Annotated in this window: 27 protein-coding genes; 8 read left to right on the top strand and 19 right to left on the bottom strand. The window is 63.2% G+C overall.

All coding sequences use genetic code 11. The annotated features are described in order from the left end of the window. Positions 1–171: 171 nt before the first annotated feature. The gene (locus tag LUA85_RS00255) at positions 172–1755 is read left to right on the top strand and encodes an ATP-binding protein (protein WP_231466320.1); all 1584 of its coding nucleotides are present in this window, start codon (positions 172–174) and stop codon (positions 1753–1755) included. Here LUA85_RS00255 and LUA85_RS00250 read toward each other — a convergent pair. The 6 genes from LUA85_RS00250 to LUA85_RS00225 all read right to left on the bottom strand — a co-directional run bounded on the left by LUA85_RS00250 (position 1727) and on the right by LUA85_RS00225 (position 8992). Next, positions 1727–2281 (bottom strand): GNAT family N-acetyltransferase, encoded by a 555-nt coding sequence (locus LUA85_RS00250; RefSeq protein WP_231466319.1) that lies wholly within the window; start codon positions 2279–2281, stop codon positions 1727–1729. The genes LUA85_RS00255 and LUA85_RS00250 overlap by 29 nt on opposite strands. 2 nt (positions 2282–2283) lie before the next feature. Then, positions 2284–3489: a DUF445 domain-containing protein gene (locus LUA85_RS00245; protein ID WP_231471716.1), complete on the bottom strand. Its 1206-nt coding sequence runs from the start codon at positions 3487–3489 to the stop codon at positions 2284–2286. A 122-nt stretch (positions 3490–3611) separates the two neighbouring features. After that, positions 3612–6797 carry an efflux RND transporter permease subunit gene (locus LUA85_RS00240; RefSeq protein WP_231466318.1) on the bottom strand — a complete coding sequence of 1062 codons (3186 nt, stop codon included), beginning with the start codon at positions 6795–6797 and terminating at the stop codon, positions 3612–3614. Positions 6798–6804: 7 nt separating this feature from the next. Next, on the bottom strand, positions 6805–8010 hold the full coding sequence (locus tag LUA85_RS00235) for an efflux RND transporter periplasmic adaptor subunit (RefSeq protein WP_231466317.1): 1206 nt from the start codon (positions 8008–8010) through the stop codon (positions 6805–6807). 401 nt (positions 8011–8411) lie between these two features. Continuing rightward, entirely contained in the window at positions 8412–8711 is a 300-nt protein-coding gene (locus tag LUA85_RS00230) for a DUF1153 domain-containing protein (protein ID WP_231466316.1), read from the bottom strand. Positions 8712–8725: 14 nt separating this feature from the next. Beyond that, entirely contained in the window at positions 8726–8992 is a 267-nt protein-coding gene (locus tag LUA85_RS00225) for a hypothetical protein (protein WP_231466315.1), read from the bottom strand. 203 nt (positions 8993–9195) lie between these two features. Here LUA85_RS00225 and mnmA point away from each other — a divergent pair, with 203 nt between their 5' ends. Further along, the gene (gene mnmA / locus LUA85_RS00220) at positions 9196–10344 is read left to right on the top strand and encodes a tRNA 2-thiouridine(34) synthase MnmA (RefSeq protein ID WP_231466314.1); all 1149 of its coding nucleotides are present in this window, start codon (positions 9196–9198) and stop codon (positions 10342–10344) included. Positions 10345–10348: 4 nt separating this feature from the next. Here mnmA and LUA85_RS00215 read toward each other — a convergent pair whose 3' ends face one another. Then, entirely contained in the window at positions 10349–10723 is a 375-nt protein-coding gene (locus tag LUA85_RS00215; protein ID WP_231466313.1) for a hypothetical protein, read from the bottom strand. Positions 10724–10748: 25 nt separating this feature from the next. On the opposite strand from LUA85_RS00215, the gene LUA85_RS00210 reads away from it, so the two are divergent. Next, positions 10749–11873, top strand: coding sequence for a serine hydrolase (locus tag LUA85_RS00210; RefSeq protein ID WP_231466312.1), 1125 nt, complete (start codon positions 10749–10751; stop codon positions 11871–11873). Here LUA85_RS00210 and LUA85_RS00205 read toward each other — a convergent pair. The 3 genes from LUA85_RS00205 to pdxH are packed head-to-tail and all read right to left on the bottom strand — an operon-like array spanning position 11870 to position 14270. Next, positions 11870–12685 carry a PhzF family phenazine biosynthesis protein gene (locus tag LUA85_RS00205; RefSeq protein ID WP_231466311.1) on the bottom strand — a complete coding sequence of 272 codons (816 nt, stop codon included), beginning with the start codon at positions 12683–12685 and terminating at the stop codon, positions 11870–11872. The genes LUA85_RS00210 and LUA85_RS00205 overlap by 4 nt on opposite strands. Next, positions 12682–13647, bottom strand: coding sequence for a cation diffusion facilitator family transporter (locus LUA85_RS00200; RefSeq protein WP_231466310.1), 966 nt, complete (start codon positions 13645–13647; stop codon positions 12682–12684). The genes LUA85_RS00205 and LUA85_RS00200 overlap by 4 nt, the downstream gene beginning before the upstream one ends. Positions 13648–13658: 11 nt before the next feature. Continuing rightward, positions 13659–14270, bottom strand: coding sequence for a pyridoxamine 5'-phosphate oxidase (gene pdxH, locus LUA85_RS00195; protein WP_231466309.1), 612 nt, complete (start codon positions 14268–14270; stop codon positions 13659–13661). Positions 14271–14501: 231 nt separating this feature from the next. Here pdxH and LUA85_RS00190 point away from each other — a divergent pair, with 231 nt between their 5' ends. Genes LUA85_RS00190 through fabI form a run of 3 tightly spaced genes read left to right on the top strand, consistent with a single transcriptional unit; the run spans position 14502 to position 17272 of the window. Continuing rightward, positions 14502–15437, top strand: a complete 936-nt coding sequence (locus LUA85_RS00190; RefSeq protein ID WP_231466308.1) for a DnaJ C-terminal domain-containing protein — start codon at positions 14502–14504, stop codon at positions 15435–15437. Between the two features lie 3 nt (positions 15438–15440). Next, entirely contained in the window at positions 15441–16472 is a 1032-nt protein-coding gene (locus tag LUA85_RS00185) for a YihY/virulence factor BrkB family protein (RefSeq protein ID WP_231466307.1), read from the top strand. Further along, positions 16469–17272 carry an enoyl-ACP reductase FabI gene (gene fabI, locus LUA85_RS00180; RefSeq protein WP_231466306.1) on the top strand — a complete coding sequence of 268 codons (804 nt, stop codon included), beginning with the start codon at positions 16469–16471 and terminating at the stop codon, positions 17270–17272. The genes LUA85_RS00185 and fabI overlap by 4 nt, the downstream gene beginning before the upstream one ends. Positions 17273–17416: 144 nt before the next feature. On the opposite strand, the gene LUA85_RS00175 is transcribed toward fabI, so the two are convergent. The 9 genes from LUA85_RS00175 to LUA85_RS00135 all read right to left on the bottom strand — a co-directional run bounded on the left by LUA85_RS00175 (position 17417) and on the right by LUA85_RS00135 (position 24813). After that, complete coding sequence (locus tag LUA85_RS00175; protein WP_231466305.1) at positions 17417–18004, bottom strand: hypothetical protein; 588 nt, start codon at positions 18002–18004, stop codon at positions 17417–17419. A 79-nt stretch (positions 18005–18083) separates the two neighbouring features. Beyond that, a complete protein-coding gene (locus LUA85_RS00170) occupies positions 18084–18593 on the bottom strand; it encodes a demethoxyubiquinone hydroxylase family protein (protein WP_231466304.1) in 510 nt (169 codons plus the stop codon). Between the two features lie 2 nt (positions 18594–18595). After that, the gene (locus LUA85_RS00165) at positions 18596–19078 is read right to left on the bottom strand and encodes a disulfide bond formation protein B (RefSeq protein WP_231466303.1); all 483 of its coding nucleotides are present in this window, start codon (positions 19076–19078) and stop codon (positions 18596–18598) included. Between the two features lie 13 nt (positions 19079–19091). Beyond that, the gene (locus LUA85_RS00160; protein ID WP_231466302.1) at positions 19092–20435 is read right to left on the bottom strand and encodes a S41 family peptidase; all 1344 of its coding nucleotides are present in this window, start codon (positions 20433–20435) and stop codon (positions 19092–19094) included. A 97-nt stretch (positions 20436–20532) separates the two neighbouring features. Further along, positions 20533–21750, bottom strand: coding sequence for a murein hydrolase activator EnvC (locus LUA85_RS00155; protein ID WP_231466301.1), 1218 nt, complete (start codon positions 21748–21750; stop codon positions 20533–20535). Positions 21751–21757: 7 nt separating this feature from the next. Then, positions 21758–22183 (bottom strand): 23S rRNA (pseudouridine(1915)-N(3))-methyltransferase RlmH, encoded by a 426-nt coding sequence (locus LUA85_RS00150; protein WP_231466300.1) that lies wholly within the window; start codon positions 22181–22183, stop codon positions 21758–21760. A 182-nt stretch (positions 22184–22365) separates the two neighbouring features. Next, on the bottom strand, positions 22366–22722 hold the full coding sequence (gene rsfS, locus LUA85_RS00145; protein ID WP_231466299.1) for a ribosome silencing factor: 357 nt from the start codon (positions 22720–22722) through the stop codon (positions 22366–22368). Between the two features lie 166 nt (positions 22723–22888). Further along, a complete protein-coding gene (locus LUA85_RS00140) occupies positions 22889–23563 on the bottom strand; it encodes a nicotinate-nucleotide adenylyltransferase (RefSeq protein WP_231466298.1) in 675 nt (224 codons plus the stop codon). Then, positions 23527–24813 (bottom strand): glutamate-5-semialdehyde dehydrogenase, encoded by a 1287-nt coding sequence (locus LUA85_RS00135; RefSeq protein ID WP_231466297.1) that lies wholly within the window; start codon positions 24811–24813, stop codon positions 23527–23529. Before LUA85_RS00135 ends, LUA85_RS00140 begins: the two co-directional genes overlap by 37 nt. A gap of 244 nt (positions 24814–25057) precedes the next feature. On the opposite strand from LUA85_RS00135, the gene LUA85_RS00130 reads away from it, so the two are divergent. Together LUA85_RS00130 and LUA85_RS00125 are read left to right on the top strand one after the other, a co-directional pair. Further along, on the top strand, positions 25058–26209 hold the full coding sequence (locus tag LUA85_RS00130) for a M23 family metallopeptidase (protein WP_231466296.1): 1152 nt from the start codon (positions 25058–25060) through the stop codon (positions 26207–26209). After that, entirely contained in the window at positions 26160–26564 is a 405-nt protein-coding gene (locus LUA85_RS00125) for a polymer-forming cytoskeletal protein (RefSeq protein WP_231466295.1), read from the top strand. The genes LUA85_RS00130 and LUA85_RS00125 overlap by 50 nt, the downstream gene beginning before the upstream one ends. The last annotated feature ends 63 nt before the right edge of the window (positions 26565–26627 follow it).

Genomic DNA, 26627 nt, shown 5'->3' with positions numbered 1-26627 from the left:
CCGCTTTTCACGTAAGATGAGTCGAGGCTGCCCTGATTCTGCCTGCCTGCTTTGCGCACACCTCTTGCGCATCAAAGACTCTTGCCCATGAGTCCTGACGCGCCCATAGCCCCTTCAAAGCTTCACCCGGCACTGGCCGACAGCGAAATTTACCGTCTCCTTTTTGAAAACATGGACGACGGCTTTTGCGTCATCGAGTTTCTCGATGGCCCGCACGGGCCGTTGAGCGATTACCTGCATGTCATCGCGAATGACGCCTACGAACGGCATACCGGGATACCGCATGTCGTGGGCCAGCGCCTGCGCGATATGGTGCCCGACGAAGCGGATGACTGGATCGCCTTTTACGGCAAGGTCCTGCAAAGTGGCGAGCCGATCCGCTTTCGCAATGAACTCGTTGCCACAGGACGCCATCTTGAAGTGTCGTCGTTCAGGCTTGGTTCGTTCGAGAAGCGTCTTGTCGCCGTACTGTTCAAGGATGTGACGGACAAGGTACGCGCCGAAGTGGCGCTGCATCAGCTCAATGAGACGCTCGAACAGCGCGTCGCCGATGCGCTCTTGCAGCGCGAACAGGCAGAAGCAGCACTGCGACAGGCCCAGAAGATGGAGGCCGTTGGCCAGTTGACCGGGGGCCTTGCCCACGATTTCAACAATTTGCTGGCTGGCATCACTGGATCCTTCGAAATGATCGCGCGACGGATCGATCAGGGACGTTTCTCAGATGTCGGGCGCTATGTTGCCGCAGGGCTTGGTGCCGCCCGCCGCGCCGCATCCCTGACTCATCGCCTGCTTTCTTTCTCGCGGCGCCAGACACTCTCGCCACGGCCAACCGCCATCGATTCCCTCCTGGCCGATTTTCTTGAACTGGTGCAGCGCACCGTCGGCCCAGAAATTTCCGTCACAACGTGCTGCGATAATGGCTTGTGGCCAACCCTCGTCGATGCCAACCAGCTTGAAAGTGCCCTCCTCAATCTCTGTATCAATGCGCGTGACGCAATGCCCGAGGGCGGATTGCTCACGATCGATGCGCTCAACATTTCCTTGGGCGAAGGCGATGCACACGAACGCAGCCTGCAGCCCGGCGACTATGTGGCCATCACGGTAAGCGATACCGGCGTCGGCATCTCTCCGCAGGATATCGACCGCGTGTTCGAACCGTTCTTCACCACAAAGCCGATCGGGCGAGGGACTGGCCTGGGCTTGTCGATGGTCTATGGCTTTGCCCGCCAAAGCAACGGCATTGTCCGGGTCCGCTCACAGCCCGGCAGCGGGACACGGGTGCGAATCTATCTTCCCCGGCATGATGCTCCTGCCGAAAGTGGCACGTTCGAACGGGTCGATCGGGTGCAATACGCGCGCAAAGGAGTGAAAATCCTGGTGGTCGATGACGAACCGTCAGTCAGGATGATGATGGTCGACGCTTTCGGCCTGCTGGATTTTGACTGCGTAGAAGCACATGATGGCCCGTCCGCCATTGCCATGCTCGACCAGCATCATGAGATAGACCTGATGGTCACCGATGTCGGCCTGCCCGGCGGACTGAATGGGCGTCAGGTCGCCGACGAAGCAAGACGACGCATTCCCGGACTGCCGGTCCTGTTCGTCACGGGATATGCCGACCGTGTCGCCCTGCAAAACAATGCGTTCGATCCCGGAATCGCCGTCCTCACCAAACCCTTTGCAATTGATGACCTTCAGCAACAGGCAATTGCATTGCTCGATCAGATCAAGCCTGAGAACCCGAAACCGGCCTGAAGCGTTCGAATAGATCGACGATCGCCCCGTCCGGCAGGGCATGTTCATCATATCGGGCAAAACCCAGCCGTTCAGCCAGCCTTGCAGATGCGATATTGTCGCGCTCGATCATGCAGGCAATGCGGGATCTCACCTCTGCAATTCCTGCAAATTCGCCGTCAAACCAGTCGATCGCGGCCGTCATTGCCTCAACCGCATAGCCCCTGCCCCAATATGGGCGCGCGAAGATCCACGCGGCTTCAGGCACATCGTCCAGGCCCTTGCCGAACCCGCGCATGGTTTGAAACATGCCTGCCTGCCCTACAAAATCGCCTGTGGACTTTTCGCGGACCATGAAAATGCCATAGCCGTATAGCTGCCACGATCCGGCAGCCCTGAGCGCGCGCGAGAACATGTCGGTGGTCGGATCATCAGCCCGCGGTCCCAGATAACGGTGCACTTCGGCATCGGCCATCAGATCGCGCATCAGAATGTAGTCGCCCCGTCCGGCTACACTCAGCACCAGCCGTTCGGTTTCCAGGCGCATGGTCAAAACGCCATGTCCAGAGCATGCAGCGCAAGCCCCACAAGCCCGCCGACCAGGGTTCCGTTGATACGGATGAATTGCAGGTCGCGCCCCACCGCCCCCTCGATCCGGTCTGTCACTGTCCGCGCATCCCACCGCTTTACCGTTTCCGAAACCAGCCGCACGATCTGCGCACCGTAGCGGGTCGATACGCCCACCATGGTACGCCGGGCAAAACGGTTGACCACGCGTTGCAGGGCCACATCGCTTTGCAAGGCAAGGCCCAGTTCGGAAAGGCTTGCGCCGAACTGTCCGCCCAGCGCCCCTTGCGGGTTACGCACCAGTTGCAGCAGGCGCGCGCGTCCACGCTCCCACAAACCGTCCAGCCAGCGCGCAAACGCGGGGTTGGCCAGCACTTCGCGCTTCATGTGCTCAACCTTGTCGCGCATCGCCGAATCGTGAACAAGATCGTGCGCCAGCGCTTCAAGGCCTTCTTCAATCTTGCGGCGCAGCGGATGATCGGTAACGACCAGCGTCTCGGCCAGCAGCTTGTAAATCCCGTCCAGCACGGCATTGGCCAGTTTCTCATCCAGCCCGGTCCAGCGCAGGATCGTATTGGCGCGCTCATGAATCATCGCCTTGATCAGTGGCTCGTTCGCCTCGATCGTTTCCGCAGCCTTGCGGATCACGCTTTCGATCACGGCCATGTGGCGCCCATCGGCAATCGCCGCGCCGATCAACTGGCCCAGCAGGGGGGCAAGATCGATTTTTTCCAGCTGACGCCGGAACGCCCCTTTGGCGATCCCTCCCAGTTCCTCTGGATCGAGTGATTCCAGAATGTCTGCGATCAGCCCGGCCGCCCCATCGCGCAAACGGCTTTCGCCGGTACGCGGATCGGCAAGGAACCCGCCCATCGCCGCGGCCGTATTCACAGCGCCCATCCGCCGCGCGACGACCTGCGGGGTGAGGAAATTGCTTTGCAGGAACGATGCCATCGTATCGGCAATGCGGTCCTTGTTTTCCGGGATGATCGCGGTGTGCGGGATGGGCAGGCCCAGAGGATGGCGGAACAGCGCGGTCACCGCAAACCAGTCCGCCAGTCCGCCCACCATCGCCGCTTCGGCAAAAGCGCGAATGAAGCCCACTGCGGGGTGCAGGTCTTCAAACTGACGGGTGGCGATATAGATTGCGGCCATCGCCACCAGCAGGCACGTAGCCACGATCCGCATCCTGCGCGCACGATCAACCGGTCTGGCGGCAAGACGCCCCGAAAGCGTACGTTTCAGGCCGGTACGGTCCGATGGGTGCGGAGCCGCGGCATTTGCCACGCCAGACGGTGGTGATGGAGCGTTCACTCCGCGGGAAATGCCTCGTGCGGCGGTTCGTTCCTTCGCGCAGCGATAACGGGCGCAGGCTCCGGCTCTTGCCCCAGGACATGGCGGGCCAGCCATGGCCCGATACGCTTCTCCAGACCATCGGCCAGGCTGAAGCCCGCCGGCACGATCAGCAGGGTCAGCAGGGTCGAAAGGGTCAACCCACCGATCACCACGACGCCCATCGGCGCGCGCCATCCACCGTCTCCCCCGATGGATACCGCAGTGGGAATCATGCCGGCGACCATGGCCACCGTCGTCATGACGATCGGCTGTGCACGCTTGTGCCCCGCTTCGGTAATGGCTTCGAGCTTGGCCTTGCCCGCCGCCATTTCTTCAAGGGCAAAGTCGATCAGCAGGATAGAGTTCTTCGCAACGATACCGAACAGCATCAGGATGCCGATGAACACCGGCAGAGAAAGCGATTGCCCCAGCAATCCGATTGCCATGAGGCCGCCCAGCGGTGCCAGGAACAGCGACCCCATGTTGACCAGCGGCGAAATGAAGCGGTGATACAGCAGCACCAGCACCGAAAACACCAGCAGGATCCCCGCCCCCAGCGCCACCAGGAAGCTGTTCATCATTTCGGCCTGGAACTTGTCTTCGCCTGCCGCGGTGTTCGATACGCCCTGCGGCAGGTTCTTCATGATCGGCAATTTCATGATCTCGGCCATGGCGTCGCCCTTGATCACGCCCGGCGGCAGATCGGCGCCCACGAATACGCGGCGGCTCTGGTTGTAGCGCTGGATCTGCGTCGGCCCGGAACCGAACGTGATTTCGGCCACGCGCGACAGGGGAACCGACCCACCCGAAGCCGTCGTTACCGGCAGGTTTTCCAGCGTCGACAAGTCGCGCCGCGATTCCACCGGCAACTTCACGCGGATCGGCACCTGACGATCCGACAACGAGAACTTTGCGCTGTTCTGGTCGATCTCGCCTTGCGTGGCGATGCGGATGACCTGGCTCAACGCCTGGGTCGTGACCCCAAGATTGGCAGCCAGATCGAGCCGGGGGGTGATGATGATTTCCGGTCGGCGCAAATCCGCGCTCACGCGGGGGGCAACGACCTGCGGAAGCTTGGCCATCTGCTCGACCAGGGTCTGCGCCGTCTTCTGCAGAAGATCAGGATTGGACCCGGCCAGCATGATGCTGATCGGACGGCCTGAACCGCCGCCCGGACCGCTTGGCCCGTTCGACATGAAATTGGCGCGCACATCGGCAATCTGCTGCAGACGCGGAGTCATCTCCCGCTCGAAGTCGAGACTGGTCCGCTCGCGGTCCTCGCGCAGGTTCAGGTAGATGTTCGCCTTGGCCTCGCGCACCGAAGCCAGCGTCGAGCGTACTTCCTGCTCCTTGCTGAGCAGCGCAACGATCTCGCTCACCTTGCGCTCGGTCTGCTCCAGCGTGGTGCCGGGCACCATCTCGACGCTCACGCGGCTTGAGTCGCTATCGCCATCGGGGAAAAACTGGCTGGGTATGGTCGCACCCAGAACAAGCGTGAGCAGAAGGGCAACAAAGCCGATGCCCATCATCCACACACGGTGATCGCGCAACCGCGCACGGAACCTGCGCGGGGGGTGTTCGGCCCGATAAGCCCGCGCCTTTGCCGTGTTCAGCGACCAGCCAAGCACCTTCATGTAGCGGTCCATCCAGACGCCGCCGCCATGTTCGGCTTCACCATGCGCCTTGAGGAAATAGGCCGCGATCATCGGCGTGATCATGCGCGCGACCAGCAGCGAGAACAGCACGGCGATAACCACGGTCAGGCCGAAATTCTTGAAGAACTGCCCTGAAACGCCGGGCATGAGCGCCACCGGGAAGAACACGGCGACGATCGAGAATGTCGTGGCCACAACGGCCAGCCCGATTTCGTCGGCTGCATCGATTGCGGCCTGATAGGCCGATTTGCCCATGCGCATGTGGCGCACGATGTTCTCGATTTCCACGATCGCATCGTCCACCAGCACGCCTGCGACAAGCCCCAGTGCCAGCAGGGACATCTGGTTGAGCGTGAACCCCATCAGGTCCAGCACCCAGAATGTCGGAATCGAAGACAGCGGGATAGCGACGGCCGAGACCATCGTGGCGCGCCAGTCGCGCAGGAAGAAGAACACGACCACAACGGCCAGCAGCGCGCCTTCGACCATCGCGTTCATCGAAGAGCGATATTGCTCCTTGGTATACGTGACCGAAGTGAACAGTTCGACGAACTCGACCTTGCCGCCCTGCTCCTTTTCGAGCGCGGCCATTTCCTCGACGGCGGTGTCGAACACCGACACGTCCGATTCGCCGCGCGCGCGCGAAATCGAGAAAGTCACCACGGGCCTGCCGTTGAACTTCGCGATGGAGGTGATCTCGCTGTAGCTGTCACGCACGTCCGCCACTTCGGCAAGCCGCACGGTGCGTCCGTTCGACAGGGCGATCTCGGTCTGCGAAAGATCGTAGGCGGAGCCTGCATTGCCCAGCACGCGGACCGACTGGCGCGATCCGGCAATTTCGGTGCGTCCGCCAGCCGCGTTGATGTTGACCTGCCGCAATGCCGCGTTGATCTGGCTGGCCGTCACCCCCAGCGAACTCATGCGAACCGGATCGATCGTCACCGCGATTTCGCGATTGACCCCACCAGACCGGCTGACTTCAGCCATGCCTTCGACAGCGAGCAGGCGCTTGGCGACGGTATCGTCGACATACCATGACAACTGTTCAAGCGTCATGTCATCGGCGGCAACCGCGAAGTAGGCAATCGGCTCCGACGATGTCTCGACCTTGAACACCTGCGGCTCAAGAATGCCTTCGGGAAGATCGCTGCGAATCTGATCTACCTGATTCTTGACCTCGTTGACGGCCGAATTGATGTCGTGGCCGATCTTGAACTGGACCAGCGTCTGGCTGTTGCCCTCGGACGCCGTGGACGTCAGCGTATCGACCCCGGCGATCGAACGCACCGCGGATTCCACCCGCTGCGTGATCTGGTTCTCGATCTCGGTCGGCGCGGCGCCGGGCTGCGAGATCGAGACGATCACCACAGGAAATTCTATATCGGGATTGTCCTGAACCTTCATCTGCGAAAATGAGAGAAGGCCGGCCAGGGTCAGGCCGATAAACAGCACAATCGGTACGACAGGGTTGCGGATGCACCAGGCCGAGATGTTCTGGAAGTTCATTTACGGGCTACTTCGCAGAGGCCGACTGGGATGAAGCAGCCTTGGTCAGCACCGGCTGAATCAGATCACCGGCGTTAAGGAAACCGCCCGCGCGCAACACGACCCGTTCATTGCCGGAAAGCCCCTTGATCACCGAAATGCCGCGCGCGCTCACTTCACCCGTGGTCACATCACGCCGCCGCACCTTGTTATCGGACGCCACGACAAAGACGTAGGCGCCCTTCTCGTCGCTCAGGATGGCCGATTCCGGCAGAAGCGGCGCAACGATCGTGCCTGAACGCAGGCTGGCGCTGGCAAAGCCGCCCGGCCGCAACGCCGCGTCATAGGCCAGCGCGATCCGGGCAATGCCCTGGCGCGTCTGCGGATCGATAGTCGGCGAAAGTTGCCAGATTTCCCCGGTCAGCACGCGCGTCGTGCCCACCGGGGTCACTTCGGCAACATTCCCTACCGACAAACGGCCGATATCGGCTTCTGACAAGCGCGCCTGCATTTCCATCTGGCCGTCACGTGCCAGGGAGAACAGTACCCCGCTGCCCGAACTGACCACCTGGCCCGGCTCGACCGCGCGGGTCAGCACAAGCCCCGCTGCGGGCGCGACGATATTCAACCGTGCCGCACGTGCGCCAAGTTCGCCCAGGCTTGCGCGCGCAACACGGACCCGTGCATTTGCGGCGTCGCGGGTGGCCGTCAGGCGATCGATATCGGCTTTGGAGATGAAGCCCTTTTCAACCAGTCGCAGCGCACGATCGAGATTCGCCTGCGCCAGCCGTGCGTCGGCATCCGCCACGGCGATGTTGGCCGATTGGCTGGCGATCTGCTGGCTCTGCACCGAACGATCGATCACCGCGAGAACCTGGCCCGCACGGACCCAGTCTCCGGCATCGACGAGGACCTGGGCTACCTGGCCACCTTCGCCCGCAACGCCGACCGGCATTTCCCGGCGCGCGGCAATCGTGCCACTGACATTGATCGTGCCCGCAATCGTCGCCTGGCCTGGCACCACGACGGAAACCACTTGCGCCTGCGCCGCCGTGTCCTGTCCATCGGCAGCGGAATCGGAACCATGCATTGCCCACCAGGCGCCCAGCACAAGGATGGCCACGACCGCGCCGATCACCCATTTGCGGCGCGATGATGGCGTCTTGCCGTCCTGTTCGGCCAGCTTGCCGAATTCGGTGGCGCTGTCTGCGTCGATGGTGGTTTCGTAATTCATGTTTTTCACTGCCTTCGTCCCTTGCCGGTTCGAGGGCTGGCCCCTTCATGATCGAGTAGGTGTGTTATCTTCATAACGCACTCGCCGCAAGCACCGCGACGCTGCCTTTCTGACAGAACATGCGGTGGCAATAGACCTGCTTACGACCAGTGGCAATTCCGTCTCGACGAAGGACCTAAGCCGAAATGGCGGGCGTGTCTTTATTGCACCTGTAACTTTTTGTAACGTCTGGCGAACATGGCGCAAGCATAGATGCACTCGCAATACTTCGGCCCGGACCCTGCGTTTGAAGCAAAAGGGGCGTGGCGCAGCGTCGGCTGCCCGAAATACCGTACGCACCAAATGAAACGGCCGCCTTCCCGAAGGAAGACGGCCGCCGTGGATGGACCGGTTGCCGAAACTCAGTACTTGAGCTGACGCTCGTACAAGTCCCGGTAATGCTGGATGCGGGTCACGCGCAGGCCCTGCATGCCTGAGCGGTCGACCGCGCGCTGCCATGAGGCAAATTCCTCAAGCGTAAGATTGTAGCGCTCGCAGACCTCATCAATGGTCAGCAGGCCGCCATTGACCGCCGCGACCACTTCGGCCTTGCGGCGAACCACCCAGCGCGTCGTGCTGGGAGGGGGGAGGCTGTCCAGCGTCAACGGCTCCCCAAGGGGACCGATAACTTGTGCCGGACGCATTTTCTGGTTTTCGATCATGTCAGTCTCGTACTTCAGCAAGGCCCGGCCGCAGGGCGGCCTTCTGTCTGGGCAACTGTGCCGAATTTCGCTTTGCCATTCGCTGAAGAGGTTGGGTTAACAATGCCTTCACTCTCCATACGTTGCGCCGGAGCGCCCGAAAATCCCGACGCAATGAGTCGCGCCGCCTGCCCATGAAAACTGCCGCTGAATATTGCGTCGTCGGATTGTCCGGCAGAGGCCATCACGCGGCGCAAATCCTGCACCGCGGCAATGCGCGCACAAAGTTCGTGCCACGTCATCGGGCGCAGGCCTGCCCCGGCTTCGGTCGGCGCGAAAACGCCAGGCTGGGTGAAACTCATATCCATCGCCAACCGTTGTAGGGGCCAGACCGCTAAGGTCCGGTAAATGGCCCATTTAACTTTTGTTGATGTTCCCTGCCGAAGGTTAAGCCGTCAGACGGTCCGCTTTTGCCCTTGGCGCAAAATGCGCCTATGGGCGGGAAATGTCCGCCATTTCCGCCCTTCCAGACTTGTCCGCACTGTTCGACCTTGCCCGCCCGCTCAGCACGCGGCGCATTGTTGTGGCCATGTCCGGCGGGGTCGACAGTTCGGTCGTGGCCGGAATCGCCGCCGCCAGCGGTGCCGAAGTGATCGGCGTTACCCTGCAACTTTACGATTACGGTGCCGCAACCGGGCGGAAAGGTGCATGTTGCGCAGGCGACGATATCCGCGATGCCCGCGCCGTCGCCGACCGGCTCGGCATCGCGCATTATGTGTTCGACCACGAATCGAGCTTCCGCGAGGAAGTGGTCGAACGCTTTGCCGACGATTACCTCGCCGGACGGACCCCTATCCCCTGCGTCCGCTGCAACATGGGACCAAAGTTTACCGACCTGTTCGCCATGGCGCGTGATCTTGGCGCGGACTGCCTTGCCACCGGCCACTATGTCCAGCGCGTGGCAGGTTCCGCCGGTCCCGAACTGCACCGCGCCGCAGATCCGGCGCGCGATCAGTCATATTTCCTTTATGGCACGACCGAGGCTCAACTCGATTTCCTGCGCTTCCCGCTGGGCGGGCTACCCAAGAGCGAGACACGCCATATCGCGCAGGAACTGGGCCTTGTCGTGGCGGCCAAGCCCGATAGCCAGGACATCTGTTTCGTGCCCGATGGCGATTACGCCAAGGTCGTGCGCGCCGTTCGCCCCGAAGGCGATGCGCCGGGCGAGATCGTCCATGCCGCCACCGGCGAGGTGCTCGGTACGCATCGCGGCATCATCCACTACACCGTCGGCCAGCGCCGTGGCCTTGAAATCGGCGGCCAGCCCGAACCGCTCTATGTCGTCTCGCTTGATGCCGCCCATCGCCGCGTACTGGCAGGCCCGCGGCGGATGCTGGCGGTGAACGCCGCTACGATCATCGAGACGAATCGTATCGGACCGCTGCCGGAAGGATCATTGACCGCGAAAGTCCGCTCGATGGCAAAGCCGGTGCCGATCACGCTCGAAGGTCCGTTCGGCCAGGGCACCTCGTGCATCATCCGCTTCCACCAGCCCGAATTCGGCGTCGCGCCGGGACAGGCGGCAGTGATCTATGCCGGTGAACGCGTTGTGGGCGGTGGCTGGATCGATGCAACCATGCGTGCAGACGCCTGACGCATCACTTCCACGGCTCCAGCACACAGCCCCAGCCTTCGCGATAGGTTGCCGTTTCGCTGACTACCAAGGCGAATCGCGCGGTGACGCTGCGCTCCTGCACGTCCTCGCTCAGGCTGACCAGTTCCATGCCCGGTTCGAAATCGCGCGTACAGTCGGCAAGGTCTCGCCCGCCGACGAAACGGCACGAACACGCCACCCGCGCGCCATAGCTGGCGCCGGTGGTGGCGTAACTGCGCAACGGAGAAAGGAAAACCGCAAACAGAACCAGGATCAGCGCAAGGCCAGCCAATGCCCAGCGCAGCCGCCCATTGCGACGGGGCGCAATGGTGAGCGACGGAGCTGTGGGGGAACTGTGGTTGCCGGTTGCCATTGCCATGCGTTCTGGTGGAAGGACGAACCCGATGGCCCGCCACACGCTCTCCCTTATCCTGACCCTTGCCGTGCTGCCAGCCCTGGCATCATGTTCGCCGGGGACGAACGAGGTAGACGCCCCCATTCCGGTCTCGGCCGAAGCGATGAAGGCGGTGGCCAAGGACCCCGGCGTCGACCGCGAAAGCCTTGCCCGCGCGGTGGATGCGCTGTTCGCCGAAGAAGCGGCAGAAACCCGCGCATTGATCGTGATGAAGAACGGCCGGATCGTGGCCGAACGCTATGGTGAAGGTTTCCACGAAAACACCCGGATGGTCAGCTGGTCGATGGCCAAGACCGTAACCGGCGTCATGATCGGCATGCTGGTATCCGATGGTCGCCTGCGCCTCGATGAAACCGCGCCAGTTCCGGCATGGCAGCGCCCCGGCGATCCGCGTGGCGAGATTACCCTGCGCCAGCTCCTCCAGATGCGCTCTGGCCTGCGCCACTCCGAAGCCATCGACCCGGTCTACGAATCGGACGAAGTGCGCATGCTTTTCCGCGACGGGCGCGACGATATGGCGCGCTATGCCGAAAACCAGCCCCTTGAAGCGGAGCCGGGCCGCAAGTTCGAATATTCCAGCGCCAGCAGCGTGATTCTCGCCGACCTTGCCGCGCGCGTGCTTTCGCCCGCACCCGATCCCGAAAGCCGCCGCCGTGCGGTGTCGGACTACTTGCGCACACGGTTGTTCGAACCGGCACGGATGAAATCCATGCTCCCCGAATTTGATCGCGCCGGGACACTGATCGGTGGTTCGCTGATCCACGGCACCGCACGCGACTGGGCGCGCTTCGGCGATTTCCTGCGCACCAAGGGTTCGGTCGGCGGCGCGCAGATCATTCCGCGCCAGTGGATCGATTTCATGGTCACGCCTTCCCCGCGTGAGGCTCAGTATGGCGCGCAAGTCTGGCTCAACCGCAAACCGACCGATGGCGAAGCGGCGCTTTTCCCCGATCGTGGTCCCAAAGACCTCTATGCCTGCATCGGCCACCTTGGCCAATACGTGCTGGTCAGCCCAAGCCGGGGCCTTGTCGTGGTCCGCCTTGGCAAGACGCCGGACGACAAGTCGTGGCCGGTGGTCGACCGCCTCGCCGATATCGTCGCACTTTACCGCTAAGGCATCTGGAACAGGCCCTCGACCACGGTCACGCAGGCCCCGCCAAGCAGCACGCGATTTCCTTCGAGCCGACACGCAAAGTCCGCGCCCCGCGCCGAGGCCTGATGCGCCGCGAAAGCGTTGCATGCCAATCGCTGCGCCCAATATGGTGTCAGCGCAGCATGAGCGGAGCCAGTCGCCGCATCCTCGTCAATCCCGCCACCGGGCACGAACACGCGGCTGACCACATCGGCCCCTGAAGCATGGCCCGCGCCGGGGGCGGTGGCGATGAACTGCACATCGCCATAAGCCAGCAATGCCTTGAAATCGGGGGCAAGCGCCAGAACCTCATCCACAGTGGCATAGATGAACAGGTTATAGCCATCGCCTTGCCAGACCTCGGCCGGAACCGCCGCGCCGAGCATGGCGGCGGCTTCATCGAACGATCCCGGCGCGGTTGGCACAACAGGCAGTGACAGCACATAACGACTGCCATCGCGCACAACTTCAAGGACACCGGCCTTGCGCGTGGAGAACGTGACGCAGCCGCGCATCGGGTCCTGCGTCAACACGACATGGCCGGACGCGAGCGTGGCGTGGCCGCACATCGCCACTTCGACAGCGGGCGTGAACCAGCGCAGCTCGAAATCGGTGGCGCCGGTGGGGTCCGCCACCAGAAACGCGGTTTCGGCAAACATGTTTTCCGCGCCGATGGCCTGCAACGTCGCGTCGTCCGGCCAGGCTTCAAGCATCATCACCGCCGCCTGATTGCCTTTGAGCGGTGTGGCGGTGAAGGCATCGACGTGGAAATAGGGAACTCTGCTATCGGTCACGGTCTGGGCGCCCCCTGCGCTGCAATCGCCGGGCTGGCTCCCTCTGCTCCGGGCGCAAGCAGGTTTTCCGCGCCCATCGTGCCTTCATCCACCAGTCCTTCGGGGTCGGGATGAATCAGTATCTCGACACCGGGAAACGCCGCCATCAGCTTGGCCTCGATCTCGTCCATCACGCGGTGCGCCTGCGTCACCGTCATCCGTCCATCGACCCAGACGTGAAACTGCACGAAATCACGATTGCCGCTGGTGCGGGTGCGCAGATCGTGCAGACCTTTCAACTCCGGGTGCTGGGCCGCAAGTTGCAGGAACCGCTCGCGCTTCTCAATCGGCCATTCGTGATCCATCAGCTGTTCGATGGCTTCCTGCGAGGCACCCCATGCACCCCAGCCCAGCCACAGCGCAATGCCGAACGCGAACACCGCATCCGCCCCGCGAATGCCGGCATACGTGTCGAGCAGCAGCGCCGCGATCACCGCGACATTGAGGAACAGGTCGGACTTGTAGTGAACATTGTCGGTGCTGATCGCCAGGCTGTTCGTCTGGCGAATCACATGACGCTGATAGGCCAGCAGCGCGAAGGTGGCGGCCAGCGCGATGATCGAAACGATCACCCCCGATTCGGGTTCGGCCACCTGCCCGCCGCCCAGCAACTGTTCGACCGCGCGGAATGCAAGACCCACCGCCGAGATCGAAATAAGCACAACCTGGAACATCGCTGCCAGTGCTTCGGCCTTGCCGTGGCCGAAACGGTGGTTGTGATCGGCGGGCTGCGCGGCAACCCACACGCCCAGCAGCGTGGCGAGGCTGGCGATCAGATCAAGCGTGGTATCTGCCAGCGATCCGAGCATCGCGGTCGAGCCGGTCGAGAGGACGGCCCACAGCTTCATGCCCACCAGCATCGTCGCCACGACAATGCTGGCAAGCGCGGCCTTGCGGTTCAGGCTGGCGTGAGTCTGGTCCATGGTCTTGCGCTTTAGGGGTAAAGCAGGGTGCTGGTCCAGCCGCCCGCACCGTCTGCCATGAAGCGGCGGCGTTCGTGCAGGCGGTGATCGCGGTCCTGCCAGAATTCGATGGCGGCTGGCGTCACGCGATAGCCTGACCAGTGCGCCGGACGCGCGACGTTGCCGTCGGGATAGGCCGCCCGCAGCGCTTCCACCCTGTCGAGATAAATCTGCCGGTCAGCCAGGGGGCGCGACTGGTCGGATGCGGCCGAACCCAGCCGCGATTCGGGGTGACGGCTGGCGAAATAGGCGTCGGCTTCTGCCGGGGTGACCTCCGCAATCGCGCCTTCGATGCGAATCTGTCGGCGCAGCGATTTCCAGTGGAACAGCAGCGCGACATGCGGGTTGGCGGCCAGTTCGCCGCCCTTGCGGCTGTGAAAGTTGGTGTAGAAAACGAAGCCGTCAGGGCCATGCCCTTTCAGCAGCACCATCCTGACAGAGGGCAGCCCGTCGGGCGTTGCCGTGGCGAGTGCCATCGCGTTGGGATCATTGGGTTCACTTTGCCGGGCCTGTTCGTACCACGATTCGAAGATCGCAAAGGGATCGGCATGGGGGATGGCATCGGCATTCTGTTCAGAATTCACGAGAATTTCCTGACAAGGTTACACGGATTACAGTGTCCAGAAAGGCGTTGCCGGGGCTTTTTCCAAGGTTTCACAATCCGGCCTGAGGTTCCCGCCCGCGCGGGGATGCATCGCCAAATTGGCGGGCATTGCCATGACCGGGATCAATTGCATGGATCGCTGCCTACTCCGACACGCCCAAGGAGGAAAGCCAACCTTGCGGGCAGACGTGCTTGATCCTAGCTAGGGCGCATGGCTGACCCGTATTCACTTCTCGGAGTTCCCCGCAGCGCGAGCGAAAAGGACATCAAGTCTGCCTATCGCAAGCTGGCCAAGGAACTGCACCCGGACAAGAACAAGGACAACCCGAAGGCGACCGAGCGCTTTTCGGAAGTGACCCGCGCCTATGACCTGCTGTCCGACAAGGACAAGCGCGCCCGGTTCGACCGGGGCGAGATCGATGCCGACGGCAATCCGACAGGTCCGTTTGGTGGTGGCTTCGGCGGCAACCAGGGCGGTTTTCGGCACGACGGCGGCTTTGAAGGCGGCTTTGGCGGCGCGGCCGAAGGTGTCGACATCGGCGACATCTTCGAAGGTCTGTTCGGCGGTCGTGGTGGAATGGGCGGCAGCGGTTTCGGCGGTGGTGGCGCACGTCGCGGGCCGCCGCCAAAAGGCGCCAATGTCAGTTATCGCCTGCAAGTGTCGTTTACCGACGCAGCCACGCGCGCCAATCAGCGCATCACGCTGTCCGATGGCAAGACCATCGATCTCAAGATTCCCGCGGGCGTCGAAAGCGGCCAGCAGATGCGGCTGGGCGGCAAGGGCGAACCCGGCCCCGGCGGCAACGGCGATGCCATCATCACGATCGAGATCGGCAAGCACCCGTTCTATGAGCGCGACGGCGACAATATCCGCATGGATCTGCCGATCAATCTTGGCGAAGCGGTGCATGGCGCAAAGGTTAAAGTGCCGACCGTGGATGGCCCGGTGATGCTGACCGTGGCACCCGGTACGTCCAGCGGGCGGACGCTGCGGCTGAAGGGCCGTGGCTTCACCCGCAAGGATGGTACGCGGGGCGATCAGCTGGTAACCCTGCAAATCGATCTTCCTGCAGAAGATCAGGACCTTAAAGCCCGTCTCGATGGTTGGCAGGACATGAGAAACCTTCGCGACAAATTCGGCGTCTGACAGATGCAGCCCGGCAACCTGCCGCCGGGTGCTCGTCCGCTCGTCGAAGTACCCGACCTGTCGCCAGAGGCGCGGCGCCGTGAGGCGCTACGCTGGCGTGCCGGCATGGCCGAGGCGCGCGAGCGGCTTGGCCCCGGCAGTCGCGCGTGGGAAGTGATCAAGCGCGTCTTTCTGGGTGTGTGGAATGATGGTTCGATCCATGCGGGCAATCTTGCCTACATGTTCGTCATTTCCCTGTTCCCGTTCTTCATAACCGCCGCCGCCCTGTTTTCGGCAATCGGTGAGCCGAGCCAGCGCGCGGCTGCGATCAACACCGTGCTGATCGCGCTACCCCCGGTCGTGGCCAATGTGATCGAGCCTGTCGCACGCAGCGTGATCGATGCACGCAGCGGCTGGCTGCTGTGGGTCGGCGGAATTTTTGGCTTGTGGACGGTGGGAAGCCTGATCGAGACGATGCGCGATATCCTGCGCCGTGCCTATGGCACCAAATGGGAACATGCATTCTGGCGCTATCGGCTGGCATCCACCGGAATCATTTTGGCATCGGTCGTCCTGATCCTGCTGTCGATCATCGCGCAAGTGATCATCGGGACCGCGCAAGAGGTGATCGAGGCGTTCCTTCCGCAATTCAACGATCTTCTGGGAATGCTGGCGCTCAGCCGGATCGCCCCTGCTTTCGTGCTCTATGGCGCGTTGTGGCTGCTGTTCGCATCGCTCACCCCCGGTGCGTTCCGCGGGCGGCACTACCCGAAGTGGCCCGGCGCTCTGTTCGTCACAATCTGGTGGATCGGCGTCACGACGGTACTTCCGACTGCGCTGCGCACATTTTTGTCGTATGATCTGACTTACGGCAGCCTTGCCGGAATGATGATCGCTCTTTTCTTTTTCTGGCTGGTCGGCTTAGGGATGGTAGTAGGAGCCGAACTGAATGCCGCGCTGGCCGAAACACCGGAAGAGCGCGACATGCTGGGGCAGGCCGACGATCGCGTCCGCGCGGTTGCAAAGACGACGAGAAGCGAGAACGAAAGCGCATGACCGGACTGATGCACGGAAAGCGGGGCCTGATCATGGGCCTTGCCAATGACAAGTCACTCGCATGGGGCATTGCCCAGAAACTGCACGAACAGGGCGCTGAACTGGCGTTTTCCTATCAGGGTGAGGCGCTGGCAAAGCGTGTGCGCCCGCTGGCCGAAAGCCTTGGCAGCGATTTCCTGATCGAATGCGACGTGTCCGACATGGACGCGCTCGATGCCACGTTCGAAACGCTGAAGACCCGCTGGCCGACGATCGATTTCATCGTCCACGCCATCGGTTATTCCGACAAGTCCCAGCTGCGCGGAAAGTTCTACGATACCACGCTCGATAACTTCCTGATGACGATGAACATTTCGGCCTACAGCCTGGTTGCCGTGACCAAGCGCGCCGCCGAAATGATGCCCAACGGCGGCTCCATCGTGACGCTGACTTATTACGGCGCGGAAAAGGTCGTGCCGCATTACAACGTGATGGGCGTTGCCAAGGCCGCGCTGGAAGCCAGCGTGAAGTATCTCGCCAACGACTGCGGCCCGATGGGCATCCGCGTCAACGCGATTTCGGCCGGGCCGATCAAGACACTGGCCGCCAGCGGGATCGGCGATTTCCGCTACATCCTGAAGTGGAACGAACTCAACAGCCCGCTGCGCCGCAACGTGACGATCGAGGATGTCGGCGGCGCGGGGCTTTACCTGCTGTCAGACCTCGCCTCTGGCGTGACCGGCGAAACGCATCATGTGGATGCGGGCTATCACACCATCGGCATGAAGCAGGAAGACGCCCCCGACATCGCGCTGGGGTGACGTCGGGCTGCGAGGTTCAGCCCGTACCCGTAAGGGAAGAAGGGATTGTTCGCGCAGAGACCGCAAAGGACGCAGAGATTTTAGTTTAATCTCTCCGCGTCCTTTGCGGCCTCTGCGCGAGAAACTTTCAAGCGCTTCGCGCGATCAGGGTTGGGCGGGAGGCTCGGCAGGCGCAACGACCGGCGCTGCGATGCCATCGCGCTCGCGCTTCAACCGCGCTTCGTATTCCTTTTCGATCTGTTCGACGCGGCCCTGTTCGGCGGCGGCATCAGCATCGATGGTCTGAAGGCGGCGGGCGCGCTCTTCTTCGATCAGCTTGCCGAACTGAACGTCGGACGATTGCTTCTTTTCGGCATAGGCACGGTCGATCAGGCGGGTGAGACAGCCCGATGCCCCGCCAGAGCCGACCGCCGAGCACGAATTTACCCCCGATGCGCCCACGGTTTCATAAGCGCGCACCCGCTGGCTCCATGCCTGATTGACTGCGGCGTTGGGATTGTCGCGCAGCGGCTTGGGAATGCGGAAGCGCTCTTCCTCTTCCTTGCGCGCGCAGACCGTGATCGTGCCATCGCTGGAAGCGGGGCAGGGATCATCGCCATAGACGATGATCTGGTTGACGCGCTCCCCCGCCGGATCGACCAGCCCTGCGTCCTGCGCGTGAGCCGGGGCCGCCATGGCACCGGCTGCAAGGGCGCTGGCAGCGAGAAGGACGGCAGGGATCAGGCGCTTCATCTATGGTCTCCGGTAACCTTGCCCCGATATAGGGCGTCCCGGCTGTGAATGGTAGATGAAGGCAGGTCCTTGCGGGGAATCAAATCCGCTTGCTGATCGCAATCGCGGCGCGGCAGCCAAGGCGGATGGCGTGGAACAGCACGGGATAGGCCGGCGCCTTTTCCGCCCCCGCCGCCAGCGCGGCATCGCGATGATCGCGTTCATCATCGCGAAATTCGCGGATCATGGCAGAAAGTTCCGGGTCGTCCTCGCCCAGTTCCTCAAGCTGTTCGGTATAGTGCTTGTCGATTTCGGTCTCGATCGCGGCGGTGCAGGCCATTGCGGCTTCCGGGCCGATCAGCGCGGTGGCGGCACCCAGTGCGAAGCCTGCGGCGGACCATACCGGCTGCAACGCGGTGGGCCGTACGCCGCGCCGGGCGATCAGATCATCGAAGCGCTTGCGGTGATCGGCTTCCTGTGCGGCCATCGCGGCGATTTCCGCCGAATGCGGCGCGCGGTCCCCCATGACAGCCAGCTGGCCTGCGTAAATGCGGGTCGCGCCAAATTCCCCGGCTTGGTCCACGCGCAGCATCGAGGCGTTCTTCACCATGGTCAGGCTCCCTTTCGGCCCTTGCCGAGCAATGCGAAAATCAGCACCGCGCCGCCAAGCGAGATGAGGAAATTGAAACCGGCAAGGCTGATACCAAACAAAGTCCAGGGCGCAACATCACAGCGGATGACCGGCGCATTCATGATGGCATCGAGCGGATTGCCGCCGCCCGCCACCGTGGCGCAGGACGTGACGCCTTCCCACCAGCCATATTCGACGCCCGCATGAAAGCCGCCGATCAGGCCTGACGCACCGACGCAGATCGCCGCGAGAATCACCGCCATATCGCTTGCGCCTCTGCCCTTCATCGTGAAGGCGAGCAACGCGAAGACGATGGCGGCGATGTGCGGATAGCGCTGCCACCAGCACATCTGGCACGGAAACAGCCCGAAGCCGTATTGCGAAATCAGTGCCCCGCCCATCAGTGCGGCAGGCACGATCAGCGCAAGTGCATAGGCAGCGTTTCTGGACTGGAGCGGTGTCATGCCCCCTGCCCTATTACCGCTTCAGCTTGGCCACAAGTGCACTGCGGGGCGCGGTGCGGCCAAGCGTCTGGATGGCGTAATAAAGCTGAAAGTCCTTGATGTTTTTCGCCTTCAGTTCCTCAGGCGTCATCTTGAAGCGCGGATCGTCGATCTTGTCCTTTTCGAGATCCTTGTCATCCAGCTTGATCTCGTTGATCAGATGGCCGCGCAAGTCGCTCTCGCGATAGGACCGCGCTTGACGCTTGCGCAGGTCGGGATCGGAAATCTGCGGTACGACGATATCGGGATCGATGCCGCCTTCCTGCACGGACTTGCCCGAAGGCGTGTAATAGCGCGCGGTGGTCAGCTTGATCGCGGTATCGCGCGTCAGCGGGATCAGCGTCTGGACGCTGCCCTTGCCGAAACTGCGCTGGCCCATCACCACGGCGCGATGCTGATCCTGCAACGCGCCCGCCACGATTTCCGAAGCAGAGGCCGAGCCTTCATCGATCAGCACGATCATCGGCACACCCTTGGCGATATCCCCGCGCGTCACGATTTCGGCAGGATAGACCTCGTTGTCGCGGGCATAGCGGCCGCGCTGCGAAACGATCGTGCCCTTGTCGAGGAACAGGTCCGACAGTGCCACGGCTTCATCGAGCAAGCCGCCCGGATTGCTGCGCAAGTCGAGCACGAGGCCGGTGACCCTGCCGCCGGTCTTTGCCCTGATATCGCTCCATGCCTTCTGCACCGATGCACCAACATCGGCGCTGAAGCTGGAGACCGAAATCACGCCGACATTGCCCTGGAGTTCCCATTCCACCGGCTTCAATTCGATGATCTGGCGCGTGATCGTCACGTCGAACGGTTCGTCCCGGCCCGGACGGAACACGCTGAGGCGGATCTGCGAGCCGGGCACACCGCGCATCTGGTCAACCGCTTCATCAAGCGAGCCACCGTAAATCAGCTTGCCATCAAGATGCGTGATGAAATCGCCCGCCTTGACCCCGGCCTGATCGGCCGGGCTGCCCTTGGTCGGCGCGATGACCTTGACCGCGCCATCATCGAGCGTGACCGACAGGCCAAGGCCGCCATATGACCCTTCAGTCTGGGTGCGCAGGTTCTCGAAATCACGGGCATCGAGGTAGGAACTGTGCGGATCGAGCGTGGCGAGCATGCCGTCGATCGCGCCCTTGAGCAGCTTGTCGTCGTCCACCGTTTCGACGTAATTCGCCTTCACCCGTTCGTAGACCGCGATGAGCTTGCCGAATTCAGGGCCGGAGCGGGCATCGACCGCGGCAAGGCCTGCCGTGGCAACCGGGATCAGCGCAACAGCGGTGACGAGCGCAGTTGCTCGCATAAGAGGAGCGAAGCTCATTGCCCTTGGGGCCTTTCGCGAAGAGACATGCATGTGACGATTGTATAACCGGCGGTGAATTAACGCCAGATGAGGTTTTGGGGCAGGACTATCAAGGTCAGCCGCGCACTTGCTCCAGCGGATTGACCGGCGCGCCATCACGCCGCAGTTCGACCGTCAGCACCGGACGCCCCGGTCCGGCGCTGCCCAGCGGCGATCCCTGCACCACCTTTTCACCCACGATTGCGCCGATCCGGCCAAGATTGGTGACCAGCGTGGTCCAGCCGCCGTCATGTTCGACGATGACGATCCGGCCATAACCGCGATAGGCCCCGGCAAAAGCGATGCGTCCATCGGCAGGCGAAACGACCTGCGCGCCGCCGTTGGTGGCAAGCGCGATTCCGGTAGTCAGGCCGACATCGCCGCGTTCGCCAAAGCCCGAAACGAGTCGCCCCGCCACCGGCATGATCCACGCAATCCCGGAAGGGGCAGCCGAACCGGCAGCGGCGGGCGCATCGGAAACTACCAGCACATCGCCCGGACGGTTCGGCGGCAGGATCGGGCCGGGCAATGCCGCAAGCCGCGCCCGCACCGCGCCATCGCTTTCCAGCTGACCCATCAGTGCCGAAAGGTCACGCGTCTGTTCGGCCAGCGCCATCGCCCGGTCCGCCTCGCGGCTGGCGACCCCTTGGGCGACCCGACTGGCAAGGCGCTGGCGGCTTTCCAGCGCTGCCAGTTCGGTCTTGCGCTGGATAAGCGCCTGTTCGCTGGCGCGACGCTGTGTGGCGGCAAGGCGCGCATCCTCCTGCAACTTGCGGCCACGCTGAATCTCGGCACGAAGGCCAGCCGTGCGACGCTGCACTTCGGGCAGCATCGTTTCCATCACCGCGCGCAGATAGACCGTATCGCGCAAGCTATCGGCCCGGACGAGGCTGAAGGCCAGCGGTCGGCGCGCCATCATCTGCAACGCGGCGGTGAGGCGCACGACCGGCTCCTGTCGCTCTGCCATGCGTCCGCGCAAGGCCTCACGCTGGCGGTCAATCATTGCGATGCGCGCTTGCGCCAGTTCGATCTCGGCCTCGGACTGCTGGATGCGCGCTGCCACGGCTGCGGCCTCGCGCGCGGTGCGATCGGCTTCGGCGGTGGCGCTGCGGGCGGAGCGTTCCAGCTTTTCAGCGCGAGCGCGGGTCTGCGCCAGCGATTGCCCGGCGTGACGCAGCGCTTCGCCCGCCTCGCCCGCATCGGCAAGGGCACTGCCCTGCTGCGCCGCGGCCTGCCAGCCCGCAACGCCCGCGAGCAGCAACACCATTCCCACAAACGCAAATCGTGACGTCATGCCGCCACTATCCTTCGCGATGATAGGGATGGCCAGCAAGAATGCTGGTGGCGCGCCACAACTGTTCGGCAAGCATCGCGCGGGCCAGCATGTGCGGCCATGTGGCCTTGCCGAACGCGATCAACAGATCGGCCGAATCGCGCAATGGCTCATCATGCCCGTCCGCCGCGCCGATCAGGAACCGCGTTTCGCGCACCCCATCATCGCGCCAGCGGCCAAGGATGGCGGCAAATTCGCTTGAGGTAAGCTGTTTGCCGCGCTCGTCCATCGCCACGGTCCGCGACGGGGTTTGCGACGGCGGTGGAATCTGGCCGCCGCGATCGGGCAGTTCGGTAACCTTCCAGCCCCACGCAATGCGCCGGGCATAGCGATCCACCAGTTCCGCTTCGGGCGAACGGCCAATCTTGCCGCGAGCGATGATGTGGAGGAGCATGAGCGGGGTCTAGCGCGGGTCTGGCGCCGTGAGAATCCCCGAAGGGATAGTACGGGCTTCGCGCAGAGGCGCCGGGAAAAAGGAAGGACGCAAACACGTCCTGCAAATTCTCTGCGCTCTCCGCTTCCTCAGCGTCTCTGCGCGAAACAAATCCATGCAAAACGCCCGCGGCAACAATTCTATCAGGCCGCGCCCGCGTCTCCGAAGTTCCACATGCGTTCGAGATTGTAGAACGTACGCACTTCCGGGCGGAACAGGTGAATCACCACGTCGCCGGCGTCGACCAGCACCCAGTCGGCTGCGGGAAGGCCTTCGATGCGGACGTGGCCGTAGCCGCCGTGCTTGATCCGTTCGGACAGCTTCTGCGCCATCGAGGCCACTTGCCGGGTCGAGCGGCCCGATGCGATCACCATGTAATCGGCGATCGAGCTTTTGCCTTCGAGCGCGAGGCTGACGACATCCATCGCCTGGTCATCATCGAGCGACGCCAGCACGAGATCGTGCAGCAAGGCGGCAGTGCGTGGGGCGGTATCGGCCATTGCAGACACTTTATTGGCTTTGTCGGCGCTTGCCGAAACAGGTTGAACGCTGGTCATGGTGCGCGAAATGGCCTCCGTGGCTCAAGAGTCAAGGAATAACGATTCAATTGCACATGGGTTTCGACGCGACGCCTTGCGCGCGCGGCGGTTTTCGGGGGATGCGCGGTCAGGTTTTGCCTCGATTCACGGCGCGATGCGTAAGCGGATCGCGCAGGCTGGCAGTGCCAAAGCTGGCAGACCAGTCAGGAACGGCGGCGCGAATCGCGCTGGCCGACCGGGTATCGGGATCGAAGCGAAGAATGGTCAGCGCGGGGGCGGCCTGCTTTGCGCCGGAGACGAACTGTCCGGGCCGCTGGCGCCAGCGGCGCAGCCAGGCCATGGCAGGGCTTGCCAAGGCAGGTGCATCATACCCCGGACGCGCGATCACTGCAATCGGCATCGCCCTTGCGATCTGCCGCCAGTTTTTCCAGCGATGGAACTGCGCAAGATTGTCAGCCCCCATCAGCCATACGAAGTGCCTTTTGGGATAGCGCCGCTTCAGGGCGCGCAGGGTATCGACCGTATAGAGGGTGCCCAATTCGCGTTCGATGGCTGTCGCGCGGATCGGTGCCCGGCGGGTTTGCGCCTGCGCCGAAGCCAGCCGTGCGGGCAGCGGAGCCATGCCCTGGGCGGGCTTCAGCACATTGCCGGGCGATACCAGCCACCACACTTCGTCCAGCGTCAGCGCATCGAGCGCAAACAGCGAAATACGGCGATGGCCGCCGTGCGCGGGATTGAAGCTGCCGCCCAGAAGTCCGGTAAGGGTCAGGGACGCACCTGCCCGGAACCCCGCACCAGCCACTTGTACGTGGTCAACCCTTCCAGCGCCACCGGCCCGCGCGCGTGGAGCCGCCCGGTGGCAATGCCGATTTCCGCGCCAAGGCCGAACTCGCCGCCATCGGCGAACTGGCTTGAGGCATTGTGCATGACGATGGCGCTATCGACTTCGCCCAGGAAGCGGTCCGCCACGGCCTGATCGTCTGTCACGATGGCGTCGGTATGGCCCGATGCGTGGGCGGCAATATGGGCAAGCGCCTCGTCCAGTCCGTCGACCACGGCGACCGCAAGAATCGCTTCGAGGTATTCGGTATCCCAGTCGTCATCCGTGGCGGCCATTATGCGCGGATCGATGGCGCAGGCGCGCGCATCGCCGCGCAATTCGCAACCGGCATCGATCAGCGGTTCCACCAGACCGTGAGGATCGGGATAGGTCGCATCGATGAGCAGCGTTTCCATCGCCCCGCAAATGCCGGTGCGGCGCATCTTGGCGTTGAGCGCGATGGCCCTGGCCATCGCGGCATCGGCGGCGGCATGGACGAAAGTGTGATTGATCCCGTCAAGGTGAGCCAGCACCGGAACGCGCGCATCGGCCTGTACCCGCGCGACAAGGCTTTTGCCCCCGCGCGGCACGATCATGTCGATCAGGCCCGCCGCAGCCAGCATCGCGCCGACGGCGGCACGGTCCTGCGTGGGCATGAGCTGCACCGCATCGGCAGGTACGCCGCCCTGAGTCAGGCCCCTGACCAGCGCAGCATGGATTGCACGGTTGGAATGGACCGCTTCCGTGCCGCCGCGCAGGATCGTGGCATTTCCCGATCGAACGCAGAGCGCGGCGGCATCGGCGGTCACGTTCGGGCGGCTTTCATAGATGATGCCGATCACGCCAACCGGCACGCGCACGCGCTGCAACACCATGCCGTTGGGCCGGACGGCTTCGTCGATGACCTGCCCCACGGGATCGGCGAGCGCGGCAACCTGCGCCACCGCATCGGCAACACCGGCAAGGCGTTCGGGCGTCAGCTTGAGCCGGTCGAGCAGCGCGGGCGTCAACCCGTTGGCGGCACCATTGGCCATGTCCAGCGCATTGGCGGCAAGGATTTCAGCCTCGGCACCGCGCAGGGCTTCGGCGGCAAGCTTGAGCGCATGCTCCTTTGCCGGGGCATCCAGCTGTGCAAGCTGGCGCTGCGCGGCGCGGGCGGCGCGGGCGGCGCGGGCAAGGCCTTCGACCATATCGGTCACGGATTCGACGGGCGATTGAAGCTGCGTGGACATGGGCAGCGCCCTATCATCGCAGGAACGCCCTGTCATCCGGCAGCGTCATACGGCGCGACTCAACAGCGTCGCAGATCCGGCGAATGCGACAAATCACACCTTCGGGAACGACTCATCGGGGGACTCACACGGTTCAGCCCGGTTGGACACAATCCGATTCGCCACGTCCAGTTCCCGTCGCTAACGCGCCCGCCAACGGGATCGTGAACAAAAATGTCGACGGGGTCGCCAAGTCTTGCCTACGATGAAGCTGTCCGAAGTGGCGGCGCGAATACGAAGCTGGTTCCCGGAGCGTGAGTTCTTCATGCGCTCGCACGGGCAGGTGCGCTTCATCCGCATATCGCCACGCCTGCAGATGTCGCTTGCCGGCGGCTTCGCTGCCGCCGTGCTGCTGTGGCTGGGACTGATGACCGCGACACTGGTCGCGCAGTTCTCCTCGGCGCAGGATCATGCCGCGCTGTTGCAGCGCGAAGCGGCGGTGGCTTCGAGCGAAAGCCGGTTGAACAAGTATCGCGGCGGGCTGGACGGCGTGGCCGATGACCTCGCCCGCCGACAGGATTTCATTGAGAAAGCGATTGAAGGCACCATCGGCGAACTGCCGAAAGACCTGCCGCAGGGCACCGTATCGGACAGCAGCGCCGAAGCGGAAAAGACCGTGCGCAAAATCTCCATGGAATTGCCCGAAGCACGTCGGCTCGCCCGCATCGAAGCGCGGCAGCTGGCATTCATCGAACGCCTGACGCGCTATGCCGATGCCCGCTCTGCCGCCGCTGAAACCGCGATTCGCCGGGTCGGCCTCAACCCCGCGATGCTGCGGGCCGCATCGCGCGAGGGGCAGGGCGGTCCGTTGATCCGCCTGTTTACCGGGCGCGACGAAACCATCGATCCGCGCTTCGCCCGCCTTGGTGCCAGCCTTGAGCGCATGGCCGCGATGCAGAAAGGCCTTGCCCGCATTCCCAACACGCTGCCTGCCAGCCTCGAATATATCTCCAGCGGCTTCGGCTATCGCTCCGATCCGTTCAGCGGCGGCCCGGCTTTTCACGCAGGGCTTGATTTTCGCGGGCCGATGGGCGCACCGATCTATGCAGCCGCCGCCGGTACGGTCAGCTTCGTCGGGGTCAAGCAGGGCTATGGCAATTGCGTCGAAGTCAGCCACGGCAACGGCTTGATGACGCGCTACGCGCACATGTCGCGGACAGGCGCCCGCGTTGGCGAAAAGGTCGACGCAGGCGCGGAAATCGGCAAGATCGGCAGTACCGGCCGCTCTACCGGCCCCCATCTTCATTTCGAGGTGCGGATCAATGACCGTCCGGTCAACCCGCGCCCCTTCCTTGAGGCAGCCAGCAATGTTCAACAAGAAGCCCGCGCCGGATCAGCGCCAGCACACCGGGGGTAATCCAATGGCCGCCACGTTCTCGATTCTGGGCATCGATGTTTCGATCAAGGGCGATCTGACCGCCACTGCCGACCTGCACATCGACGGGACGGTCGAAGGCGACATCACCTGCGCCGCGCTGGTGCAGGGCGAGAAGAGCACCATCACCGGCGCGATCAAGGCGCAGAGCGCGCGCCTTTCGGGCACTGTCCATGGCTCCATCGAAGCGGGCGAACTGGTGATACTGAAATCGGCCCGCATTCATGGCGACGTGACTTACGATGCGCTGACTATCGAGCAAGGCGCGCAAGTGGATGGCAAATTCGCACACCGTGTCCATGCAGGCGGGGAAGCCGCACTGACTCTGGTGAGCTGAAACGCCGCTGTCGGCGCAAACTCAAGACTTGCTGATTCGGCGGTCCTGTCCTACATCGGCTAC

Origin of the sequence: Novosphingobium sp. CECT 9465 (assembly GCF_920987055.1) — a bacterium.
Lineage (GTDB): Bacteria > Pseudomonadota > Alphaproteobacteria > Sphingomonadales > Sphingomonadaceae > Novosphingobium.
Note: the sequence above shows the minus strand (reverse complement) of the source record. Positions and strands in the feature narration are given on the sequence as shown.

What these genes read in the sequence shown, in the direction of transcription:
- LUA85_RS00135 (WP_231466297.1), bottom strand. Translation starts at nt 24,813, where the DNA reads ATGTCCACGCAGCTTCAATCGCCCGTCGAATCCGTGACCGATATGGTC.
- LUA85_RS00185 (WP_231466307.1), top strand. Translation starts at nt 15,441, where the DNA reads ATGCAGCCCGGCAACCTGCCGCCGGGTGCTCGTCCGCTCGTCGAAGTA.
- LUA85_RS00250 (WP_231466319.1), bottom strand. Translation starts at nt 2,281, where the DNA reads ATGCGCCTGGAAACCGAACGGCTGGTGCTGAGTGTAGCCGGACGGGGC.
- LUA85_RS00235 (WP_231466317.1), bottom strand. Translation starts at nt 8,010, where the DNA reads ATGAATTACGAAACCACCATCGACGCAGACAGCGCCACCGAATTCGGC.
- LUA85_RS00210 (WP_231466312.1), top strand. Translation starts at nt 10,749, where the DNA reads ATGGCCCGCCACACGCTCTCCCTTATCCTGACCCTTGCCGTGCTGCCA.
- LUA85_RS00150 (WP_231466300.1), bottom strand. Translation starts at nt 22,183, where the DNA reads ATGCTCCTCCACATCATCGCTCGCGGCAAGATTGGCCGTTCGCCCGAA.
- LUA85_RS00245 (WP_231471716.1), bottom strand. Translation starts at nt 3,489, where the DNA reads ATGCGGATCGTGGCTACGTGCCTGCTGGTGGCGATGGCCGCAATCTAT.
- LUA85_RS00175 (WP_231466305.1), bottom strand. Translation starts at nt 18,004, where the DNA reads ATGAAGCGCCTGATCCCTGCCGTCCTTCTCGCTGCCAGCGCCCTTGCA.
- LUA85_RS00190 (WP_231466308.1), top strand. Translation starts at nt 14,502, where the DNA reads ATGGCTGACCCGTATTCACTTCTCGGAGTTCCCCGCAGCGCGAGCGAA.
- LUA85_RS00200 (WP_231466310.1), bottom strand. Translation starts at nt 13,647, where the DNA reads ATGGACCAGACTCACGCCAGCCTGAACCGCAAGGCCGCGCTTGCCAGC.
- LUA85_RS00215 (WP_231466313.1), bottom strand. Translation starts at nt 10,723, where the DNA reads ATGGCAATGGCAACCGGCAACCACAGTTCCCCCACAGCTCCGTCGCTC.
- LUA85_RS00125 (WP_231466295.1), top strand. Translation starts at nt 26,160, where the DNA reads ATGTTCAACAAGAAGCCCGCGCCGGATCAGCGCCAGCACACCGGGGGT.
- LUA85_RS00230 (WP_231466316.1), bottom strand. Translation starts at nt 8,711, where the DNA reads ATGATCGAAAACCAGAAAATGCGTCCGGCACAAGTTATCGGTCCCCTT.
- LUA85_RS00160 (WP_231466302.1), bottom strand. Translation starts at nt 20,435, where the DNA reads ATGAGCTTCGCTCCTCTTATGCGAGCAACTGCGCTCGTCACCGCTGTT.
- LUA85_RS00170 (WP_231466304.1), bottom strand. Translation starts at nt 18,593, where the DNA reads ATGGTGAAGAACGCCTCGATGCTGCGCGTGGACCAAGCCGGGGAATTT.
- LUA85_RS00165 (WP_231466303.1), bottom strand. Translation starts at nt 19,078, where the DNA reads ATGACACCGCTCCAGTCCAGAAACGCTGCCTATGCACTTGCGCTGATC.
- LUA85_RS00255 (WP_231466320.1), top strand. Translation starts at nt 172, where the DNA reads ATGGACGACGGCTTTTGCGTCATCGAGTTTCTCGATGGCCCGCACGGG.
- mnmA (WP_231466314.1), top strand. Translation starts at nt 9,196, where the DNA reads ATGTCCGCCATTTCCGCCCTTCCAGACTTGTCCGCACTGTTCGACCTT.
- LUA85_RS00225 (WP_231466315.1), bottom strand. Translation starts at nt 8,992, where the DNA reads ATGACGTGGCACGAACTTTGTGCGCGCATTGCCGCGGTGCAGGATTTG.
- rsfS (WP_231466299.1), bottom strand. Translation starts at nt 22,722, where the DNA reads ATGGCCGATACCGCCCCACGCACTGCCGCCTTGCTGCACGATCTCGTG.
- LUA85_RS00240 (WP_231466318.1), bottom strand. Translation starts at nt 6,797, where the DNA reads ATGAACTTCCAGAACATCTCGGCCTGGTGCATCCGCAACCCTGTCGTA.
- LUA85_RS00130 (WP_231466296.1), top strand. Translation starts at nt 25,058, where the DNA reads ATGAAGCTGTCCGAAGTGGCGGCGCGAATACGAAGCTGGTTCCCGGAG.
- LUA85_RS00155 (WP_231466301.1), bottom strand. Translation starts at nt 21,750, where the DNA reads ATGACGTCACGATTTGCGTTTGTGGGAATGGTGTTGCTGCTCGCGGGC.
- fabI (WP_231466306.1), top strand. Translation starts at nt 16,469, where the DNA reads ATGACCGGACTGATGCACGGAAAGCGGGGCCTGATCATGGGCCTTGCC.